We start from the raw sequence: 20,053 nt of genomic DNA on the forward strand, positions 1-20,053 counted from the left end.
ACCGACGATGGCCTTTGGGTGTTCTTTGGGCGACAAGCACACCTGTCTCATCCCATCTTCGTAGAGTTGAGACAGAAACGCCTAACTGATTAGCTGCTTATTTTATACTTAATAATTTACTCATAGTGAGTAATTATAGATAGGCTTAGGTAGATTTGTGGCTACTGTTTGTAACCCTAAGTTCACTTAAGGTGCTCCCTGTTTATCTGATTTTATCGGTACAAGCCTAGCCTTCTAGATGGCAAATATACTGTACAATTTGATCCGTACGAAGGGTAAAGCTGCTGTCCCCAGCGACCACAAAGGCTTGGCCGGCGCGGTAATAGGTGAACTCTTCTTCACCGGTAATCTTGACCTCACATTCACCACTGGTGATTTCCATTCTTTCTGAAGTGTGAGTAGCAAACTCATATTCACGTACGTTCTCATCACAAGGCAGGATAACTCCGAGCATTTTTTTGCTACCATCTTCAAATAATACCGTGTGGCTACTACACCTACCGTCATAAGAGGTGGTGGCGTTCTTTACGACAGAAACCTGGTCATAAGTCGTCGTCATGATGACTTCCTCAATCTTAGTCTACTTAATAATAGTCATGGGCTAGAAATCAGTTAGCGATAAACTTACAGCCCTACTTTCGGATGCTACTTTTTTGTTATTCAATGCTACCACAATATTACTAAAATGATTGTGACAGGACAGAAGTTTTTTAAATGCTAGCTATTCCAAATCTTCATTAGCCTTTGATATAAACGTTTTAGCATTATATCAGTGACTTACTTTTTAATTCACATACTTTTTGAATACAGCCAGACTTTATTTTTGTGACAAAAATAAATCGCTTTATAATCAACGGCAGTCACTTTAGTTTTGTACAATAACGCTTGTATTAATATTAAAATGGCTTTATATATCCAGCTGCACTTTGGGAGTCATGGCATTTTATGGCCGTTAAAAGTGGGAAATTAATCGCGACAACCCTATTGTCTTGTTTGCTTTTAAGTGTTCATAGCGATACGATACTGATACTATTTTTGTCCGTTTTTTAGTGTTTTTTCTAACAAACACCCCTATTGAGATTGCTGATGCTAAGTTCTCTGACACTGCAAAATTTTGCCTTAATTAACCATCATGAGCTGTCATTCTACGACGGGTTCAATGTCATTACCGGAGAGACCGGTGCGGGTAAATCTTTACTGCTAGACGCGTTATCCTTATGTATAGGGGGCCGCGCTGATACCAGTATGGTGCGTCATGGTAAAGACAATGCGGATATCTATGCCCAATTTGAATTTGCTATAGAAGATGGGGCAGCGTCAACTCACAACACCAACACAGCCACTGCGGTACGCCAATGGTTTGAAAATCATGAGCGAGAGTTCGAGGGTGAGGTATTAATTCGTCGCCAATTAAGCAGTAACGGCCGCTCGAAGGCTTGGTTAAACGGAGCGCCTGTCAGCCTAACTGAGCTTAAAGAGTTGGGGGCGATGTTGGTCAATATTCATAGCCAACACGCTCAGCAGGCCTTATTAAAGCCTTCATTTGTGGTGGAGTGGCTAGACAGTATCGCCGGTCTACAGCCTTTGGCACATCGTACCGAGCAGGCTTATAAAGCCTATCAAAAGCTTAAGCGTCAAGCCGAGGAAATCGCAGCCAAAGAGGCGCATCGTAATGATCGCATTGAGCTATTAAATAGCCAATTGGCAGATATCTCGCCTTTATTGGCAGTAGATTATGAACAAATTGAAGCGGAGCATGACGAGCTGTCTAACTTAGAAGCGCTGATGCTTGAGGCCAGCCACGCCGTTCAGCTATTAGACAATGACTCAGATGATCCAGATACCATGGATCTATTGGGGAAGGCCATTCGCCTCTGCGAGAATCAATCAGATGTGAGTCCCACATTCAGTCAAGCCAGTGAGTCTTTGTATCTAGCCCAACAACATGTCAGTGAGGCCGTGGGCTTACTTGCGGATTACGCCGAGCAGCAGCTACCTGATCCGGAGCGTCTTGAAGAGCTCAATACTTTAATCAGCTTAGGTCATCGCCTATCACGCAAACATGGCCTGCCTGCCATTAACTTAGTAGAAGAAGCCCAAGTTTGGCAAGAAGAGCTAGATAACCTAGTCAATCAGCCCACCTCTGAGGTACTTGAGGCCCAAATTAATAGTGCCTGGGAGGACTTTACCGCTTTGGCCGTTGAGCTTGGAGAAGCCCGTCAACAAATCGCGCCTAGCATTAGTGAGAAGCTGGTGGCTCAGTTGCAGCCTTTGGCCCTGCCAAACGCTCGCTGTGAATTTGTCTTCACCGAAAGAGCAGCTAAAAATTACAACGCTCAAGGCCAGCATGACATTGAGCTTATGTTCAGTGCCAACGTCGGTATGCCGATGCAGCCTTTGTATAAGATTGCGTCAGGGGGTGAGTTGTCGCGTATGGCGCTAGTTATGCAGGTATTACTTGCCACTCACAGTCAAGAGCCAAGCCAGACGGAGGCAACCGACACAAATATAACTACAGACGTCTCTGAGCCTATGTTGGTATTTGATGAAGTGGACGTTGGGATTAGTGGTGGCACAGCACAAGTGGTGGGTGAGCTACTACGTCAGTTAGGATCACATCGCCAACTATTGGCCATTACCCACCAAGCTCAAGTGGCGGCTCAAGCACATCAACACATTTTAGTACAAAAGCATCATGATACCGATGAAGGTCAAACCACCAGTCAAATTAATGTCATTGAAAACGAAGCTCAAGTTGATGAATTAGCACGCATGTCAGGTGGGGTTAATATCACTGAGGTTACTCGTGAGCATGCCCGTAGCCTGCTTGCTGATGTCAGCAAATAGTTAACTTTGTAAAGAAGTCCACAGCTTAAAGCTTATTGACTCCTAACTCAGTGACGACTAATGTAGAGGGTACTGCTGCCGGCCAGTTGCTTTACTTGAGCCCAGTTGCTTTACTTAGACATTACCCCCATATTAGTAACTCCCTTATTTCCTTTATTTACTAGTAAGTTTGCCAAGTCTATGACCCTTGATAATTTGACCCACCACTTCTTAATTGCCTCTCCGAATATGCCAGATGAGCGCTTTGCTCAAACTCTGGTTTATATCTGTCGTCACGACAAACATGGCGTCCTAGGATTGGTGGTCAATCGCCCTATTTTAGAGACACGCGTGGGTATGCTGCTTGAGAACTTAGACATTGACGTTAGCGATCAATCGGTCATGCAGGACTTAGCGTTAGATGGTGGTCCTGTTTACCCAGAAGTGGGATTTGTGCTGCATACCGGCCAGCCCACTTGGGCCTCTTCTTTCGCCATTTCTGAAAACGTCTGTATTACTACCAGTAAAGATATTTTAGAAAGAATTGCAGCAGGAGAAGGCGTAGGCCATTATCACTTGTGTCTAGGTCATGCCAGCTGGTTTAAAGGCCAGTTAGAAAAAGAGATCAACCAAGGCGATTGGCTGGTTAGCCCAGGTGACTTATCGCTGTTATTTGAGATACCCTTCGAAGAGCGCTGGCGTCATGCCGCTGAGAAAATCGGTGTGGATTTAGATTTTTTAAGCGATGACATAGGTCATGCCTAGTGCTTTAGACCCCTTCTTTGAGTTTGCCCCTTATTAGTTAGACCCATTAGTTCGACCCAAGCCGTTAACCTCTAATTTATTAGGGTTAGACCCTATAATCATTTGCCAATTAAGCGATAGTTGTTCCTATGTCAAATACTGAGAATTTAAGCTCCGAAACCGTGGCTACTGAGACTCCCCGCCCTGAGCAGACGGTCCTTTTAGGTCTGGATTACGGCGTTAAAAAGATGGGAATGGCACTGGGTAATACGGTTACTCAAGACGCACGCCCTTTTGATATTCTGGCGATGAATAATGGCCAACCTGCTGACTGGGACAACCTGTTGGGTATTATCGATACTTGGAAAATTGGTCGGGTCATAGTGGGTCTTCCGCTGAATATGGATGGTAGCAGCTCAATGATTGCCAAACGCGCACACAAATTTGCCCGCCGCTTAGCCCATCGCTTGATGGAGCAGCGTATTCATGTTCCGGTACAGTTATTTGATGAGCGCCTTACCTCAGTGGAAGCTCGTGAAATGGCTTGGGAGCTTGGCTTGATAAAGAATGAACGTGACCCGATTGATGATATTTCAGCCTGCTTACTATTACAAAGCTATTTGGCTAACCCAGATCATGCTGAAGACATTGCCACTTATAAAGCCGACTAACTTCCCCTTTTTTTATTGCCCAATAACCTATAAGCCTAAAACCATGAGTACAGAGACTGAAAACCGCCCTAATTCCTCAGCCGCTGCTTCGACTAACGAAAGTGTCGCTGGGTTTCCGGCTTCGGCCATTAAGCTATTACGCGATGCCCAAAAGATAAACAAGCTGTCCATTTTATTCATAGTTTTGGCCATCTTTGCCTTTGTGGTATTTGGTACACTCGCCAGCCTAAAGATGTTCCATGGTAGTGGACAAATGTATTGGTTATTTCACTATTTGCCTTACATTTTAGTGGGTTTAACCATACCTTTTACCCTGTACCAAGCCTTTTTGGTATACCGCTACCGCTTAAGCCAGCCCTCGATGCTGGTGACCAGTGTCGGCGGCGCAAGTTTGCTATTAATTGTCTGCTTGCTATTTTCATTAGCAGACTGGTTGTGGTTGGCGATGGCCGCTTGGATTGGGGTGGCTTATTGGTTTCAGGCCACATTTAAACGCTTTTTTAACTTTATTGAAGACAGACAGGGCCAGTAGATTCCGCCCCAGTTTGCCACTTTTTTGACAATACACTTATAGAGGGTTACCCATTATGAGCACAGCTGCTTCTACCCCAGAACACCCTATTGAACATCATCTAGACACTCAAGGTTTGATTTGTCCAGAGCCAGTGATGCTACTGCATCGTACAGTCCGTAAGGCCGAAGGCGGTGACTATATTGAGATTTTGGCCACCGATCCAGCCACCACTCGTGACATCCCAAACTTTTGTCGTCACCTAGGTCATACCTTGGTGTCTCAGTCAGAAGCCGACAACCCTGCCGGTGACAGTGAGCTGCATACCGACAAGTTATATCGTTATGTGGTACAAAAAAAACAGGGTTAATTTTATTTATTAGACTTACTGGCTAAGAATTGACTAAGGCACGTCTCATCAAGCGGTTACTTTTCATCAACAACTGTCTATTATCCTCCTACAAACAATGCTATCGGCTGTGATAGCATGGGTTTAATTGACAAGTGGCTATAGCTATATAATCAACAATCATAAAAAAACCTAAGGATAGATCATGAGTAATAAAAGTAACCCCGATTTGGCCCCTACCCCTTATACCAATTTTGACTTGCAATTCATTGCCGGCGAATGGGTAAAAGGCAAAGACGATAGCGTCAATAAAGACACCAGCCCTTTTACCGGTGAGACTTTAGTTGAGATTCAACAAGCCACCAAAGATCAGCTTGACGAAGCTTTTTTAGCGGCTCAAGAAGCACAAAAGCAGTGGGCGCAAACCTTACCTGCCGAGCGCACTGCTCTACTGCATAAAGTCATTCAGTTGATGGATGAGCGCCGTGAAGAAATCCTAGATTGGCTGATTAAAGAGTCGGGCAGCACCCGTATCAAAGCGGGCATTGAACTAAATGTCGCCCGCACCGTAACCCTTGAAGCTGCCAGTTATATCCACCGCGTCCACGGCGAGATTCGTCCTAGCAACACACCAGGCAAACAAAACTATGTGCTGCGCGAGCCCATCGGTGTTATCGCTTTAATTAGTCCTTGGAACTTCCCACTACATTTAACTCAGCGCTCACTTGCACCAGCAATTGCTTTGGGTAATACCGTGGTGTTAAAGCCTGCCAGCGACACGCCAGTAACCGGTGCCCTACTGTTAGCCAAGCTATTTGAAGAAGCCGGCTTGCCCAAAGGCGTATTAAACGTGGTCATCGGTGCCGGTAGTGAAATTGGTGACGCCATCGTTACCCATGACGTCCCAGGATTGGTGTCCTTCACAGGATCTACCCCAGTGGGTAAGCACATTGGTGAGTTGGCCTTTAGCGGCAAATACATCAAAGATGTGTCTTTAGAGTTGGGCGGAAATAACCCATTTGTGGTGCTAAAAGATGCCGACATTGATCAAGCGGTGAACGCTGCTGTCTTTGGTAAATTCTTACACCAAGGCCAGATTTGTATGGCCATCAACCGTATTATCGTCGAAGAGAGCATCCACGATACTTTCGTTGAGAAGTTCAAAGCCAAAGTACAAACCCTAAAAATAGGCGACCCAAATGAAGCCGATACTTTTGTGGGTCCCATTATCAATAAAGATCAAATTCAATCGTTGCAAGATAAGATAGACACCGCTAAAAAAGAAGGCGCCAATCTTATCTTAGAGGGCAAAATCGACGGTCAACTGCTGTATCCTTATATCTATACAGACGTTACGCCGCAAATGGATCTGTTCCGTAATGAGATATTTGGTCCGGTAGCCGCTATCGTAAAAGCCAAAGATGAAGAACATGCTCTAGAGTTGGCCAATGATACCGAGTTTGGATTATCCAGTGCGGTATTTACCAGTGATATGCAGCGTGGCATGAACTTTGCCAAACGTATGCAAGCGGGTATGACTCATATCAACGACATGCCAGTGAATGATGAGAGCATGGTACCGTTTGGCGGGGTGAAAAACTCAGGCATTGGCCGCTTTAACAGTGACCAGCTGCTAGAAGAGTTTACTAGAACTCACTGGGTTTCTTTCCAAAATGAGCCACGAAATTATGGTCTTTAACACATAGGGTCTTTAACACATCTGCTATTTAACAGAATTTAGTACGGTATCTAGCAAGGCGTCTAATTCGCTTTACTTAAAAAGCTAAGCCGTACAACCCTAATCCGCTGTAAAAAAAGAGGTCACAGTATTTATTCTGTTTGGCCTCTTTTTCATGACCTATATTTTATTGTTATGTCTGGCGTCATAACTGCTACTGGCTTTTGTGCTATATTCTATGGCCTGTAAATATTTACCCGTTATACCATTTTGAGAGTTACCCATGAGTCGTGATCGCGCTGTACAACCCAGACAACCCAAAGCCCTCGCCGTTGATGACGAGCCGGCTTATATCACCGAGTTTCGTCAAGCAATGCTGGCGCGTGGCCTGTCTACTCGCACACGTAATGCTTATGTGCGTGATTTAAAGCACTGTGAGACTACCAATACCAAAGCTTTGACTCTATGGGACGATACCGATGTTATGCAGTGCCTGACAGCACTTAATAAGCAAGGTAAGACCCCACGCACCCAAGCGCGTATGCTCTCGAGTCTGCGTCAATTCTACTTGTGGATGGTGGGCAATGAGCGCCGTGAGGACAACCCTTGCGAGCGTATTAAAACCCCAAAGATTGGCCGTTCTTTGCCAAAAGACTTGTCAGAAAATGATGTAGAAAGCCTACTATCAGCTCCCGATACCAGTACGGCTTTGGGGCTGCGTGATAAGGCCATGTTAGAAGTACTCTATGCTTGCGGGCTTCGAGTCAGTGAGCTGATGAATTTATCGCTTGAGCAGGTCAACTTAAATGCAGGTTGGCTACAAATTACCGGTAAAGGCAATAAAACCCGACTGGTACCTTTGGGGGAATATGCCAGTGAAGCTTTGGATGATTACTTGAGCCATGCCCGTGGTGAGCTAGTAGCGCATCTAAAGTCAGGCAACTGCCAAGCGGTATTTTTAACCACTCAAGGTGGCTATATGACCCGTCAAAACTTTTGGTATATGCTAAAAAAATACGCCAAACAAGCCGGTATTGAAAGCGACTTATCACCGCATACCTTGCGTCATGCTTTTGCTACCCATTTGCTAAATCATGGGGCTGACTTACGTAGTGTGCAGCTGCTTCTTGGCCACAGTGACTTGTCTACTACTCAGATTTATACCCATGTCGCCACTGCTCGCTTGCAGCAGCTTCATGAGACTCATCATCCGAGGGGCTAGTTTAGTCACCTAGCCACTCTTTTAATTGTCTGAACTGCGTATCACTTGTGATGTTAAAGCTATACCCTTTAGCCCATTCTGAAATAGTCAAGTCTGCTCCAAACTTATTAAGTAAAAATGACTCTGCGTCTATGGGGTCACCTGTTAGATAGATATTTAGATACTTAGCTCTAAAGTTAATCGTAATACTAGAGAAGCCATCTAGACCTCTACGAAAACCAACAAAGCGTCTCCTTGAAGCATCCCCTTCTTTTGTGGCTAAGCAATATTGTAATGCTTCAGACGCAAAAGGATACTCTAGCTTTGGCAGCACGTCATCCCAAGTAACTGCTGACTTATCTGCTTTTAAAGCCTTAAATCCTCTTTTCTCATAGACATCTTCTAACTCTTTTAGAGGCAGCCTTTGCTCAAAATTTACGAAGGTATCGTCCTCTAATTTGTAAAGAGAAACGGAAAATGCCGTAATATCCATACCATATTGATTCGCTAACCAATCTGCTGTAATGATAACCTCAGGGTCATAACGCTCGGAAATCAGAATGATTTTAACGGTGTTATTTAGTGGGTTGTTATTGATTAAATCCACCAGCTCTTCTGAGTCAGAAACAGTAGAGTACTGAATTTGACTGATTAGCTTTTCTCTATCCCATGTAGCTACCATTGCCGCATAACTCAGTGACTGCAGAAGCTGTAGCTTATCTTTGTCACGCTTCAGCTCGATAACAATAATGGAGCTGTCATCACTATCAAAAGCAAGCAGATCAATCGAGTTTTGAACCGAATGATGTGGCGTTATCTCCTGCCCAACCAGATAAGCATCAGGAATATTCAAACTGTGCTTAATCTGTTCCCAAGAGCTGACTATTGCTGACTGGAAGTCATAACGCTCCAATATTTGCTCTTGCTTAAAGTTACCTTGAGCTAAAGGCTCAAAACGTTTGTTATCCATATCAAACTTCAGCATTTAAGCCTCTCCTTTTTTCTTAACCAACTCATAAACCACAAAGCGAGCGGTAGTCTGAAACGGCTGACGCTCAGCAGAAGCCAATAATGCCTCACGCTTTTCCGCTTTAGCTCGATAAGAATAAGGCGTCATGGTCAATAAATCCGCCAAAGCTTGTCTATTAAGCACCAAATCAGCCGATACCTTATGCGTTGCCACCTCCTTAAAGTAAGGGGCCAGCTCTTCCAAAAATTTATCGGAATCATGCGGGCGCACCTCATCAAATAGCGCCTCGCGCATACTTTGCAAATGCCCAGAATCCGGCTTAGCAATAAGCAGTCGTCCTCCTGACTTTAATACTCGCGCAAATTCGTCAGGTAATATCGGGCTAAAAATCGTGCTAATGGCATCTAGACTGTCATCAACCAGCGGCAAATGAGAAGCACTGGCGACCATAGGATAAATAGCCGTAGTTGTAGCCGCCGCTTTATCTGCCTTAACTTGATACCAAAGCTGTTGGTTTTGTTTGGCCCCTCTTGCTGTGGTAGCGACCGCAGGCTTACTGATATCTAATGCAATTAAGGCGCAGTCATTTTGATTCAACTGCGTATTGTTTGAGCTTAAAGCCTGAGCAATGGCGCCCGTGTAATACCCTTCTCCGCAGCCCACATCGAGCCAAGTTTGAGTGTCTAATTGAGACTGACTTGACTGCTCTAACGGCTCTGCTTTTACTTGAACCAAATTAGCAATTAGCTGCTGTAAAGGCTGATAAAAGCCTTGGCTTAAAAAGCGGTGGCGAGCATCGATAGACTCTTGACTGTCACCCGGATCTTTGGATTTTTTATTTTGTACAGGAAGTAGGTTCACATAGCCTTGACGCGCCACATCAAAGGGATGGCGGGTACCTTTGTTATTTAGGCTGCCATCACACAACCAAGTTTTGGCATCGACTAACAAGGGTGACTGACAATAGGGGCATAATAACTGCGGCGACTGTAGCTTGGTATGCTGAGAGCTTGGCATGGGTAAATCCTGTGACTGGCTGTAATAAGTTGCAAATGACTAATTGGAACGTAAAGCTGCTAAACGTAAAAAGGGTGCCCAAAGACACCCTTTTATTCTAATGTTTGCTAAGTTGCTGTGATGCCGGTGTGCTATTAACGTAATTTTAAGGTCATCAAGCCTAACACCACAAGTAAGATGGCCACAATCCAAAAGCGCACCACAACTTGGGTCTCTTTCCAGCCCAACTCTTCAAAGTGGTGATGCAGTGGTGCCATTAATAAAACACGTTTTTTACGTAATTTGAATGAGCCTACCTGCAAGATCACCGATATTGCTTCAGCAACAAACAGACCGCCCATAATAGCAAAAGCAATCTCTTGACGCGTCATCACCGCAATAGTACCTAACATCGCCCCTAAAGCCAACGCACCCACATCACCCATAAATACTTGCGCAGGGTGAGCGTTATACCATAAGAAGCCAAGGCCTGCGCCAATCATGGCCGCACAAACAATGGTCACCTCAGAGTTGTAAGCAATGTAAGGTACGTGCAGATATTCAGCAAAGCGCACATCGCCTGACACATAGGCAAACACCCCTAGACCCGCTGCAACGAATACCACCGGCAAGATAGCTAGACCATCTAAACCATCGGTTAGGTTCACCGCATTCGATGAGCCGTTGATAACAAAGTAGGTAAAGATGATAAAGCCAAGACCCAGTGGCAGAGCAGATAAAGGCACCACCCAGTCTTTAAACAAGGGAACCAATAGATCCACCATCTCTTTGGTTTGAGTAGGGCTTGGCTGCTGGCTGGCGATGTAATATAGTGAGCTACCCACGAACAAGGCACCTACTGATAGCCAAAAATACTTCTTACGTGCAATTAGCCCTTTCGGGTTTTTATACTTAATTTTCAGCCAATCATCTGCCCAGCCGACAGCCCCGAAGATGACCATCACCACCATTAGAATCCAGACATAAGGGTTGGTCAAATCTGCCCAGCACAAAGTTGCAAAACCAATGGAGGTTAAAATAAGCACCCCACCCATGGTTGGCGTACCGGTTTTTGCTAAGTGAGTTTTAGGACCATCATCACGAACCGCTTGGTCATATTTGACACTACGCAGATAAGCGATGGTACGAGGACCCAGCATGATACTAAAGGCAAGGGAGGTTATGACAGTGAGTAGCGCACGTAAGGTGAGTGATGATACCGCCGAGAACGGTGAGTAGAATTGACTCAACCAACTGTCAAATAACCAATATAACACCGCCTACTCCTCATGAATTTTCTGAAAATTTGTTTATTTAACAAGATTAAATAGCAATAAAAATAAAATAGCCTAGCCACAACCAAGGCTGTGGCTGACACTATGAATTCTTTTTTAAGCCCAAAATAAGCTTAGCGGGTCGAATTATCGCAAAAATGACAGCTAAAAACAGGATTAATGTAAATTTTCACCAAAAACGCACATTGCAAAAAATTTATTTAAACCATTTTTCTCAAACCCGTAAGCTAAAAAAATGCCTTACTTAACCTTCAGTGCTAAGCAAATCGTCAATTAAAGTCTCCATAGTGGTACTACGTGAGCCTTTAAATAATAATGTGCAAGGCTGCTGTTGTTCATTCTTCTCTGCCAAAATAGCTTGCAGCTTAGGTAGCAATTCAGCCTTAGTAGCAAACTCATACGCCTGCTGCATACCTTGGCTCTTCGCCCCCACTACCATATCTTTGGCAAACTCGCCAGCACACAGCAATACATCAACTGACTTGTCAGCAATGGCTTGACCCAGTTTATTATGCTCGTCACTCGAGGCCTCACCCAACTCACCAATATCGCCCAGCACCAAGATTTTGTAGCCAGCTTGAGCGGCTAGTACATCAGCAGCGGCGCGCATAGAGTTGGGGTTGGCATTATAAGTGTCATCAATAATTTGATGGATACCTAATGCTTGTCTGCCCAAGCGCCCCTTACTAGAGGTGGCTTGGTTCAGCCCTGCTGCGATAGTTTCTGGGTTAATACCTGCTGCATAAGCACAGGCAGCCGCGGCTAAAGCATTGCTCACATTATGCTCACCAGACATAGGCAGAGTAACCTCTACCTCCGCTGCTTGTTTGCCAAAATGCAGCTTGAAGTGACTTTGTAGCGCCGTGGTTTCAACTTCAGTAGCATAGACTCCAGGCAGACTATTACCTTTTTCGTCCAGCTGCCTCCAACCAAAAAGACTCACATTTGGGGTGTATGTCTTGGCAGCGGTGGTCAGCTGCTGGGTGTAATCATCATCGAAAGGCACAACTGCAGTGCTGGCTTCGGTTAGCGGCTGATAAATCTCAGCTTTGGTTTTGGCGATATTGTCACGGCCACCAAACTCACCCAAGTGTGCCGTCCCGATATTTAGGATACAGGCAACATCTGGCTTAACCATAGCCGCAGTGTAAGCAATCTCGCCCACGTGGTTAGCGCCCAGCTCAAGCACCGCATAGCGGTGCTGCTGCTCTAATTCAAGCAGCATCATAGGCACACCAAAGTCGTTATTTAGATTACCGCGGGTGACTAGAGTTGTGCTTTGCTCAGATGAATGGGCGGCTTCGACTTGAGTAAAGATATGGCGTAGCATTTCTTTAACCGTCGTCTTACCACTGGAGCCAGTTAAGGCAATCACTTTTAAATTAGGATGCTGCTGACGGCGATAGGCTGCGATTTGACCGAAGGCCAAACGAGTATCCTCTACTTTCAGTTGCGGCACTCTTAAATCTTCAACAGGCTGGCTGACGATGGCAGCGATAGCGCCCTTCTCTACGGCAGCCTTTACAAAACTGTGTCCATCAAAGTTCTCGCCGACAATGGCTAAGAAGATATCACCCGCTTCAATTTTTCGGGTATCGGTAATGATACGCGTGGCATTTAGGCTAGGTGAATCTGCTGCTTCAAGCCCTATCCATTCCCCATTTAATTGAGCCGTGGCGGCTAATAGCTGCTCGGGAGTCCAAATAAATAATCCGTTCTGGCTTTGTGATTGGCTCATGATGATTGCGTCTCGTCTGTCTAATGGGTCAGGGTTTGGTAAATTAAATATTAAAGATTACTGGTTTGGTGCACTTGCTGCACTGTGGGCCGCAATTAAAGCCTCTTGCAATACCAAGCGATCATCAAAGTCATAGCGCACGCCTTTAATCTCTTGGTAAGTCTCGTGGCCTTTGCCGGCAATTACCACGATATCCTCTGCACCAGCATGCTCAACGGCATATTGAATGGCTTGTTTGCGGTCAGCGATAACTGTGGTCTTGGCGTGCTGCTCGTCGCTCATGCCTTGCTGCATGTCCTGCAAAATCATCTGTGGGTCTTCACTGCGTGGGTTGTCTGAGGTAAGTACCACTTTATCCGCAGTCGCTAATCCGGCCTGCGCCATCAGAGGACGCTTGCCCTTATCGCGATCGCCACCACAACCAAAGATGGCCCACAGATTGCCCGTGCAATGCGATTTTAGACTGGTTAATACTTGAGTTAACGCATCAGGCGTATGTGCATAATCAACAATAAACACCCCTTGTTCAGGCTGTGAGCCTTGCTCATCTAGCGCAACACGCTGCATACGACCACTGGCGCCGTGTAACTGGCTTACTAAGTCTGGGACAGCGTCAAGCTCAATGCCCAATGCTACGGCTCCGGCCACGGCAGCCAATAGATTGGCCACATTAAAGCGGCCCAATAGAGGGCTGTTTAGAGTAAGTGGACCAAAGCTCGTCTCTACCTCGATTTTTACACCGTCTAAGCTTGGTTCGATGGTTTTCGCAATAAAGGTGGCATCACTAGCAATATTGCTACCTTCTACCAAATCAGGCTGTAAGCTATATAACCAAACCTTAACGCCAGAGTTTTTAGCCGTCTCAATCATCAGCGGAGCAAACTCATCATCGGCATTGATGACCGCATGAGTTAATTGTGGAAAATAGGCTTTATCAAATAGACGGGCTTTGGCGCGGGCATAATCATCCATATCTGGGTGATAATCGAGATGGTCACGGCTTAGGTTGGTATAGACGGCAACCGTGACTGGCACTCCTTGCAAGCGCTGTTGATCTAAACCATGCGAGCTGGCCTCTAGCGCCAGTAAATCTACGCCTTCATCCGCCATTTTACGCATGAAACTTTGCACGGCTAGTGCATCGCCTGTGGTGTGACTGGCTTGCACTAAGCTGTCTAGGCGACCATTACCGGCTGTGCCCATGACTGCGCTGTTTTGTAACTGTGTCACGCTAGAGAACTGACACAACTGTGCAAGCAGTTGACTAATGGTGGTCTTGCCATTGGTACCAGTAACGGCAATCACTTGGGGTAATAAAGACAGAATGTCGTCAACAGAATTTAGACGAGATAAAGAGCCCGCTGGCAGTAAGCTGATTTGAATCAGACTACCCAAGATATCACGCAGATTAGCAACGTAGAGCACAGGACAAGCATAGTCTGAGCCTTGTTCACTGTATTCCAAGGCTTCAGGCTCAATCTCAGTTAGGATAAAAGCCGCCTGCGTAGACGCTACCTTGGCATACTGTTGGCTTTTTTCGATAGGTTGGGTATGACTTTTTAATAACACAAAAGCCGCAGGGACGGCTGACTCTTGTTTACCAGCCAGTTGACGGCTGTCTAGCACAAACTTTGAAAACTCTAAATCAAGCCCTTGCGGCTGAGACAATAGCTTTTGTAAGGTCTGAGTCTGCTGCGGCAAGACGATTAATGCTGCTTCAGCAACTTGGCGCAAGGTTAATACGGTAGCCTCGCTATCTGCGGCTGTTGATTGATTCGCTGTCATCCGGTTGGCCTTCTTTGGTTATATTCAACTTTATATTCAGCTGGGTGTTGTTTTGCCATTGTTTTAGTTTATGGCTAATCAAAGCCATAAACTATTCAGCTTTCAGCGGCTTATCTAGCGGCACGTTGTATAGGCGTAAAGCTTCTTGCATCACGCTCTTAAACACGGGTGCAGCCACAATACCTGCATAATAAGTCTTACGCGGATCTTCAACCAAGATAACCGTTGCCAAACGTGGGTTTGAAGCTGGAGCAATACCCGCAAATACCGTGCGATACTGATCGGTATAGTAGCCACCTTTGGGATTAACACGACGTGAAGTCCCCGTTTTACCTGCGATGCGATAACCATCAATGGCGGCAGCTGTTGCAGTACCCCCTGGCTGAGTAACCGTCTCCATCATCTTCACCACAGACATAGCATGCTTCTCATCCAGCACTCGTTTTCCGGCAGGCTTTTGCTCTTGCTTCTCTAAAGTTAGCGGATGTAATACACCCCCTGACCCCAAGGCGGCATAGGCTTGGGCAATCTGCGCTAGAGTTACTTGTAGACCATAACCATAACTGACAGTGGCTCGGCGAGAGGTTTCAATCTCTTTTGGTGTCGGAACAATACCCGCCTGCTCACCAGGGAACTGCAGCGCTGTCTTGCTACCAAAGCCAAACTCTTTTTGCACATTGGTAATGCCGTCTGGTGGTAAAGATAGAGCAATCTTGGTCGAGGCCACGTTACTTGATTTTTGAATCAAGGTGGACATGTTGATAGAGCCTAAATTATTGTGGTCTCGAATGGTATAACCTCGAACTCTGATCGACCCTGGACTGGTATCAATTAACGAGTTTTCAGTATATTTCCCAGACTGCAAGGCTGCTGCCACAGTGAAAGGCTTCATTACCGAACCAGGTTCAAAGACGTCTAGCACGGCACGGTTACGCTGGTTGTTACCGGTCATTTCATTTAAATTGTTGTTATTAAATGCAGGCCAGGTAGACAGTGCCAATACTTCACCGGTATGGACATCGACCACAATTCCTGTTGACCAGCGTGCTTCTTGCACTCGGCCGACATGCTCAAGCTCTTTGTATAATAAATACTGCAAGCGTGAATCAATAGATAAAGTAACGTCTTCTCCTGGTACCACTGGCTTGATTTGCTCAAGCTCTTCAATGCTATTTTGATAGCGGTCTTTTAGAACACGAACCTTGCCATCTTCTCCAGCCAGCTTGGCTTCAAACTGACGCTCAATGCCAGCACGGCCTTCATAACCACTGCTAGGATCGTTGGCGTTATGTCCCATAAATCCTAATAACTGCGCATTAGGCTGTGGCTGTGGATAGTAACGGCGAAACTCTTGTTTTTCATACACGCCTGGGAAGTTGAGTGCCATAACGGCATCAGCAATCTCAGGAGTGACTTTATTTAATAAGGGCAGATAATGTGAGCCTGAGCCTTTTGGTAGCACAGATTTTACCGCTTCGTCATCACTGACATCCACTGTATTATTAATCGCCACAGCTTGCTGTAAACGATCAACAGACACGCCAGACACGCTGGCTAGCTGAGCTAAATCCATCTCTTTTAATCTTTCTAGCAGTCTTTGCTGAGCTTCTGGGTCATCCGCATTTCTTTTAATGCGTTTTTGGATATCGTAATACCACTGCGCATAGTCATAAGGACTAAACGACACGCTCGACAAAGGCGCACTGACCGCCAATGGCTGATGGTTACGGTCAGTAATCATACCGCGATAAGAATACTGAGTACGCTCACTGGTAATAATTTCATTACCTTTATCGATGAACTTTTGAGCGTTAAAAGCCTGAAGATAAAACGCACGAAGCACCAATGCGATTAAGAAAGCAATGGCAAATAACCAAATAATTTTAAAGCGAATTAAATCACTTTCAGCACCACCACGGTTTGAGGCTCCCACAGTTGCAGATTTAAAGATTTTGCCACCGCGGTGTTTGACACTGGTATAAGCGCCACTGCTTTGTTTTGATTTTTTCCAGAACTTTAACTTGGCCATACCCTGCGGAGCAGACCCACCTTTTGCTTTGTTAGCTTTTGGTTTGCTTGATTTTGAGGCAGAGGCTTTTTTTGGTTTCACCAAGGGCTCAGTTACTTTACCGTGCATTGGCTTATTGCTAGAGCTATTTTTGGTAGCGCTAGTCTTTTGGGTAGAGGCTTTTTTTCTGGGGGTAGAAGGCTTCTTACTCATCTTCGCCTCCTTGCTGCTGGATGGTCAATTCTGCTTCATCAGACTCAGTCGGTTGCTCGATATTTAGCCTATCGCCAGGTTGGGCGGCCGTTGGCTGTAATATCAGCTTATCTTTGGTTGAGGGAGAGTACATGCCTAGCTGGGTCACAGCACGGCTGGCAATTTGTGGTGTGGCACTAAAGGTTTGTTGTTCGATAACCAAACGCTGATTCTCAATTTGTAAATTACGATTTTCAACTTTCATTTTTTGCAGTGCCATATAGTCTTCATGGTACTGCTGCACTTGTTCTGCGGTCAATACAGCCGTCCAGATAATGCCTATTGCTAGCAAAATCATGACAGCACCGTAGACGCTAACACCACGATAGCGCTTGGTTAAAAACTCGCTAATCTCAAGCGAGTTCTTATCTATTTGGTTCGAGCTTTGGGATTTGTTATTTGCCATATGGTGACTGATGTTATGACCGGAGGGTCTTTAAGGGTAAAAAAATGACTCAATAATAGAGCAGCTTAATTTATCAGGACTAAATTTTATTACTCATTGCATTCTCGATCAGAGAGATTCATTAAACTGACCGAGTTTATACCGCTTTTCAGCCTAGCTGTTTTTTAACACAACTGTTTAAAGCAACTGCTTTTTAAACTAACTGTGCAATTCGCTAGGCTCGGTATTATATGGGGTATCGGTACGGGTTGCCACTCTTAACCAAGCACTTCTAGAGCGATTATTAACACTAACTTCTGCCTTGCTTGGGGCAATGCGAATTGGCTTGCTAAAATAGCGAGGGCGTACCGGAGGCATAGGTAGATTTTCATCTTCTGGGTACTGCCCGCGGCTGTGACGCTGTAAAAACTGCTTGATACGGCGGTCTTCTAAAGAGTGGAAGCTAATCACTGCCAAGTGCCCCTCTGGTGCTAACAACGACAGGCTTTGCTCTAAGAAGCTATCAATATCACCAAGCTCATTATTAATAAAGATACGCATGGCCTGGAAGCTTTGGGTCGCTGGATGCTTGCCCTTTTGCCACTTGGGGTGGGCTTGCTTAATAACTTCGGCCAACTCTAGGGTTGAGGTATAGCTCTCCATCTGCTTAATCGCTCGCGCAATACGGCGACTGTGGCGCTCCTCACCGAAGTCAAATAGCACATTGGCCAAGTCTTCTTCATCAACCGTCTGCAACCACTCCCCTACCGACTGACCACGGCTGGTGTCCATGCGCATATCAATCGCACCATCACGCATAAAGCTAAAGCCGCGACTGCCATCATCTAACTGAGGAGAAGAAACGCCCAAATCGGCCATGATGCCATTAACTTGCGAAACCCCATGCTGCTGTAAGCAGTGGGTTATATTGGCAAAACTATCATGCACAACTGTCACACGATTGTCACTTTTTGCTATTTCTTCAGCGACAGCAATGGCTTCAGGGTCTTTATCGAAAACAAAAAGCTGACCGTCTTCACTTAACGACTCAAGAAGTAGCTTACTGTGCCCTCCTCGGCCAAAAGTAGCATCAACAAAGATGCCCGAAACCTTGCCTTGGGGTTCAGTGACTTTTTTGCTCTGTTTTTTTGTGGGAGTTTTACCCAGAACAGCGTCTACAGTCTCATACAATAGCACGGTTTCGTGGCTAAAATCGGATTTAGCCAAAGAGGCAGTCTGTGTAGCTGAGGATTGAGCGTCGGTCACAATAAATAGGCTCCCTTAATGGAGTAAACAATACAATAAGCAGTGATAGAAATAGGGGTTAATAATAAACTCAGTTAAAACTTAGTTTAGATAGGCTCGACTTCATTATCGCAAGTCACACCTGCTTGTCAAGGTAGCCGCACCAACAAAGCGCTATTATATGCTTTTTTATCACCTATCGCCGTAAAACCACCCACTTCAGGGGGTGGATATAAGGCGACATATACTGTCGTGAGTAGTACTTAAAGGGTTGTAAGTTAAAACTAACCTTAACCTCGTCATACTAAAGGTATGAAAACCCTCAAGCTACGCATTAAAGACAAACACATAAAAGAGCTGAATCGTCTAAGCGGTTCAGTGAACTTCGTGTGGAACTATATTAATGCACTTTGCTTTGAGCATCTAAAACGTACGGGTAAGTACTTTTCAGCCTATGATTTAAACCAGTACACCAAAGGAAGTGGCGAGTATTTAGGATTACACAGTCAAACACTGCAAGCCATTAACGAGATTCACGCTAAATCACGTAAACAATTTAAAAAAGCCAAACTTAACTGGCGCACCAACCGCCCTGATGCCAAACGTAAATCACTGGGTTGGATACCTTTTAAAAAATCTGCTATCAAGTATTTGCAAACAAGGCAGACAGGTAAGAAGGCACTTAAATCAACCATACAGCTATCCCTATCTAAAGGTCAAAAGCTTATCATCGATGTATTCGATAGCTACAACCTAAGCCTATATCAAATTAACACGCTTGAGATAGTACAAGACAGTCGTAATCGTTGGTATGCGTGTATCACCGTTAAAGACTTTCCTAAGCAAGTAAGTGGTAAGGGCAGCGTTGGAATTGACTTAGGTTTAAAAGAGTCTGCCACTACCTCAAATGGTGACAAGCTAATTATTAAGCAAATGCAAAAGTGGGCGAATAAATTAGCAGTAGCCCAGCGTGCTAAGAATAAAAAACGTGTTAAAGCAATCCATGCCAAAATTAAAAATACAAGATTAGACTTAATTCATAAATTCACCACCAAACTTGTCAAAGATAATGCCTTGATTGTGGTTGGTGATGTTAAATCACGCTCATTTACCAATAAAAAAACCAAACTGGCTAAATCGACATACGATGCAGGTTGGTTTGAACTCAAACGACAACTGGAATATAAATGCAAGAATGCAGGTTGTCAGTTTGAGATCGTAAATGAGAGTTACACTACCCAGACTTGCTCGTGCTGCCTTGAAATAAGTGACAGTAGTCCAAAAGGTAGAGCAGATCTTGGAATAAGAGGATGGGCTTGTGCTGAGTGTGGCACATGGCATGATAGAGATATCAATGCTGCTAAGAACATCCTTGCGGTCGGGCTTGACCGTCTAGCTG

Annotated in this window: 17 protein-coding genes and 1 pseudogene; 8 read left to right on the top strand and 10 right to left on the bottom strand. The window is 45.1% G+C overall.

Going from position 1 to position 20,053, the window contains the following annotated elements:
• Together A1232T_RS14510 and A1232T_RS00595 are read right to left on the bottom strand one after the other, a co-directional pair.
• Positions 1 to 124, bottom strand: a pseudogene (locus tag A1232T_RS14510) (MerR family DNA-binding transcriptional regulator); the annotation flags it as partial.
• A 102-nt stretch (positions 125 to 226) separates the two neighbouring features.
• Complete coding sequence (locus tag A1232T_RS00595; RefSeq protein ID WP_077447551.1) at positions 227 to 559, bottom strand: pyrimidine/purine nucleoside phosphorylase; 333 nt, start codon at positions 557 to 559, stop codon at positions 227 to 229.
• 527 nt (positions 560 to 1,086) lie between these two features.
• Between A1232T_RS00595 and recN the strand changes: the two genes are divergently transcribed.
• The 7 genes from recN (at position 1,087) to xerD (ending at position 8,001) form a co-directional block, all read left to right on the top strand.
• Entirely contained in the window at positions 1,087 to 2,847 is a 1,761-nt protein-coding gene (recN, locus tag A1232T_RS00600) for a DNA repair protein RecN (protein WP_077447552.1), read from the top strand.
• A gap of 180 nt (positions 2,848 to 3,027) precedes the next feature.
• Positions 3,028 to 3,591 carry a YqgE/AlgH family protein gene (locus A1232T_RS00605; RefSeq protein ID WP_077447553.1) on the top strand — a complete coding sequence of 188 codons (564 nt, stop codon included), beginning with the start codon at positions 3,028 to 3,030 and terminating at the stop codon, positions 3,589 to 3,591.
• Between the two features lie 128 nt (positions 3,592 to 3,719).
• Complete coding sequence (gene ruvX, locus A1232T_RS00610; RefSeq protein WP_077447554.1) at positions 3,720 to 4,241, top strand: Holliday junction resolvase RuvX; 522 nt, start codon at positions 3,720 to 3,722, stop codon at positions 4,239 to 4,241.
• A 43-nt stretch (positions 4,242 to 4,284) separates the two neighbouring features.
• A complete protein-coding gene (locus A1232T_RS00615; RefSeq protein ID WP_077447555.1) occupies positions 4,285 to 4,773 on the top strand; it encodes a hypothetical protein in 489 nt (162 codons plus the stop codon).
• A gap of 55 nt (positions 4,774 to 4,828) precedes the next feature.
• Positions 4,829 to 5,122, top strand: coding sequence for a sulfurtransferase TusA (gene tusA / locus A1232T_RS00620; RefSeq protein ID WP_077447556.1), 294 nt, complete (start codon positions 4,829 to 4,831; stop codon positions 5,120 to 5,122).
• A gap of 184 nt (positions 5,123 to 5,306) precedes the next feature.
• Positions 5,307 to 6,800, top strand: coding sequence for an aldehyde dehydrogenase family protein (locus A1232T_RS00625; RefSeq protein ID WP_077447557.1), 1,494 nt, complete (start codon positions 5,307 to 5,309; stop codon positions 6,798 to 6,800).
• A gap of 262 nt (positions 6,801 to 7,062) precedes the next feature.
• Positions 7,063 to 8,001: a site-specific tyrosine recombinase XerD gene (xerD, locus tag A1232T_RS00630; RefSeq protein WP_077447558.1), complete on the top strand. Its 939-nt coding sequence runs from the start codon at positions 7,063 to 7,065 to the stop codon at positions 7,999 to 8,001.
• A gap of 1 nt (position 8,002) precedes the next feature.
• Here the strand turns inward: xerD and A1232T_RS00635 are convergent, their stop codons facing one another.
• The 8 genes from A1232T_RS00635 to rsmH all read right to left on the bottom strand — a co-directional run bounded on the left by A1232T_RS00635 (position 8,003) and on the right by rsmH (position 18,675).
• Positions 8,003 to 8,965: a PDDEXK family nuclease gene (locus A1232T_RS00635; protein ID WP_077447559.1), complete on the bottom strand. Its 963-nt coding sequence runs from the start codon at positions 8,963 to 8,965 to the stop codon at positions 8,003 to 8,005.
• Entirely contained in the window at positions 8,966 to 9,967 is a 1,002-nt protein-coding gene (locus A1232T_RS00640) for a putative RNA methyltransferase (protein ID WP_077447560.1), read from the bottom strand.
• A 134-nt stretch (positions 9,968 to 10,101) separates the two neighbouring features.
• Positions 10,102 to 11,223, bottom strand: a complete 1,122-nt coding sequence (gene mraY / locus A1232T_RS00645) for a phospho-N-acetylmuramoyl-pentapeptide-transferase (RefSeq protein ID WP_077447561.1) — start codon at positions 11,221 to 11,223, stop codon at positions 10,102 to 10,104.
• Positions 11,224 to 11,485: 262 nt separating this feature from the next.
• The gene (locus A1232T_RS00650) at positions 11,486 to 12,979 is read right to left on the bottom strand and encodes a UDP-N-acetylmuramoyl-tripeptide--D-alanyl-D-alanine ligase (protein WP_077447562.1); all 1,494 of its coding nucleotides are present in this window, start codon (positions 12,977 to 12,979) and stop codon (positions 11,486 to 11,488) included.
• A 57-nt stretch (positions 12,980 to 13,036) separates the two neighbouring features.
• Positions 13,037 to 14,764 carry a UDP-N-acetylmuramoyl-L-alanyl-D-glutamate--2,6-diaminopimelate ligase gene (locus A1232T_RS00655; protein ID WP_077447563.1) on the bottom strand — a complete coding sequence of 576 codons (1,728 nt, stop codon included), beginning with the start codon at positions 14,762 to 14,764 and terminating at the stop codon, positions 13,037 to 13,039.
• 91 nt (positions 14,765 to 14,855) lie between these two features.
• Positions 14,856 to 16,985, bottom strand: coding sequence for a peptidoglycan D,D-transpeptidase FtsI family protein (locus tag A1232T_RS00660; RefSeq protein WP_095532705.1), 2,130 nt, complete (start codon positions 16,983 to 16,985; stop codon positions 14,856 to 14,858).
• Positions 16,978 to 17,430 (bottom strand): cell division protein FtsL, encoded by a 453-nt coding sequence (ftsL, locus tag A1232T_RS00665; RefSeq protein ID WP_077447564.1) that lies wholly within the window; start codon positions 17,428 to 17,430, stop codon positions 16,978 to 16,980. The genes A1232T_RS00660 and ftsL overlap by 8 nt, the downstream gene beginning before the upstream one ends.
• Before the next feature lie 198 nt (positions 17,431 to 17,628).
• Positions 17,629 to 18,675: a 16S rRNA (cytosine(1402)-N(4))-methyltransferase RsmH gene (gene rsmH, locus A1232T_RS00670; protein WP_077447565.1), complete on the bottom strand. Its 1,047-nt coding sequence runs from the start codon at positions 18,673 to 18,675 to the stop codon at positions 17,629 to 17,631.
• Positions 18,676 to 18,966: 291 nt separating this feature from the next.
• Here rsmH and A1232T_RS00675 point away from each other — a divergent pair.
• Positions 18,967 to 20,053 (top strand): RNA-guided endonuclease InsQ/TnpB family protein (locus A1232T_RS00675; RefSeq protein WP_077447566.1); only part of this gene is annotated, 1,087 nt, incomplete at its 3' end.

Origin of the sequence: Psychrobacter pasteurii, from assembly GCF_900162815.1 — a bacterium.
GTDB lineage: Bacteria > Pseudomonadota > Gammaproteobacteria > Pseudomonadales > Moraxellaceae > Psychrobacter > Psychrobacter pasteurii.

Coding starts and splice junctions, on each gene's coding strand:
- A1232T_RS00595 (WP_077447551.1), bottom strand. CDS start 559: ATGACGACGACTTATGACCAGGTTTCTGTCGTAAAGAACGCCACCACC.
- A1232T_RS00635 (WP_077447559.1), bottom strand. CDS start 8,965: ATGCTGAAGTTTGATATGGATAACAAACGTTTTGAGCCTTTAGCTCAA.
- A1232T_RS00615 (WP_077447555.1), top strand. CDS start 4,285: ATGAGTACAGAGACTGAAAACCGCCCTAATTCCTCAGCCGCTGCTTCG.
- tusA (WP_077447556.1), top strand. CDS start 4,829: ATGAGCACAGCTGCTTCTACCCCAGAACACCCTATTGAACATCATCTA.
- ruvX (WP_077447554.1), top strand. CDS start 3,720: ATGTCAAATACTGAGAATTTAAGCTCCGAAACCGTGGCTACTGAGACT.
- recN (WP_077447552.1), top strand. CDS start 1,087: ATGCTAAGTTCTCTGACACTGCAAAATTTTGCCTTAATTAACCATCAT.
- A1232T_RS00650 (WP_077447562.1), bottom strand. CDS start 12,979: ATGAGCCAATCACAAAGCCAGAACGGATTATTTATTTGGACTCCCGAG.
- A1232T_RS00655 (WP_077447563.1), bottom strand. CDS start 14,764: ATGACAGCGAATCAATCAACAGCCGCAGATAGCGAGGCTACCGTATTA.
- A1232T_RS00660 (WP_095532705.1), bottom strand. CDS start 16,985: ATGAGTAAGAAGCCTTCTACCCCCAGAAAAAAAGCCTCTACCCAAAAG.
- A1232T_RS00640 (WP_077447560.1), bottom strand. CDS start 9,967: ATGCCAAGCTCTCAGCATACCAAGCTACAGTCGCCGCAGTTATTATGC.
- A1232T_RS00605 (WP_077447553.1), top strand. CDS start 3,028: ATGACCCTTGATAATTTGACCCACCACTTCTTAATTGCCTCTCCGAAT.
- ftsL (WP_077447564.1), bottom strand. CDS start 17,430: ATGGCAAATAACAAATCCCAAAGCTCGAACCAAATAGATAAGAACTCG.
- A1232T_RS00625 (WP_077447557.1), top strand. CDS start 5,307: ATGAGTAATAAAAGTAACCCCGATTTGGCCCCTACCCCTTATACCAAT.
- xerD (WP_077447558.1), top strand. CDS start 7,063: ATGAGTCGTGATCGCGCTGTACAACCCAGACAACCCAAAGCCCTCGCC.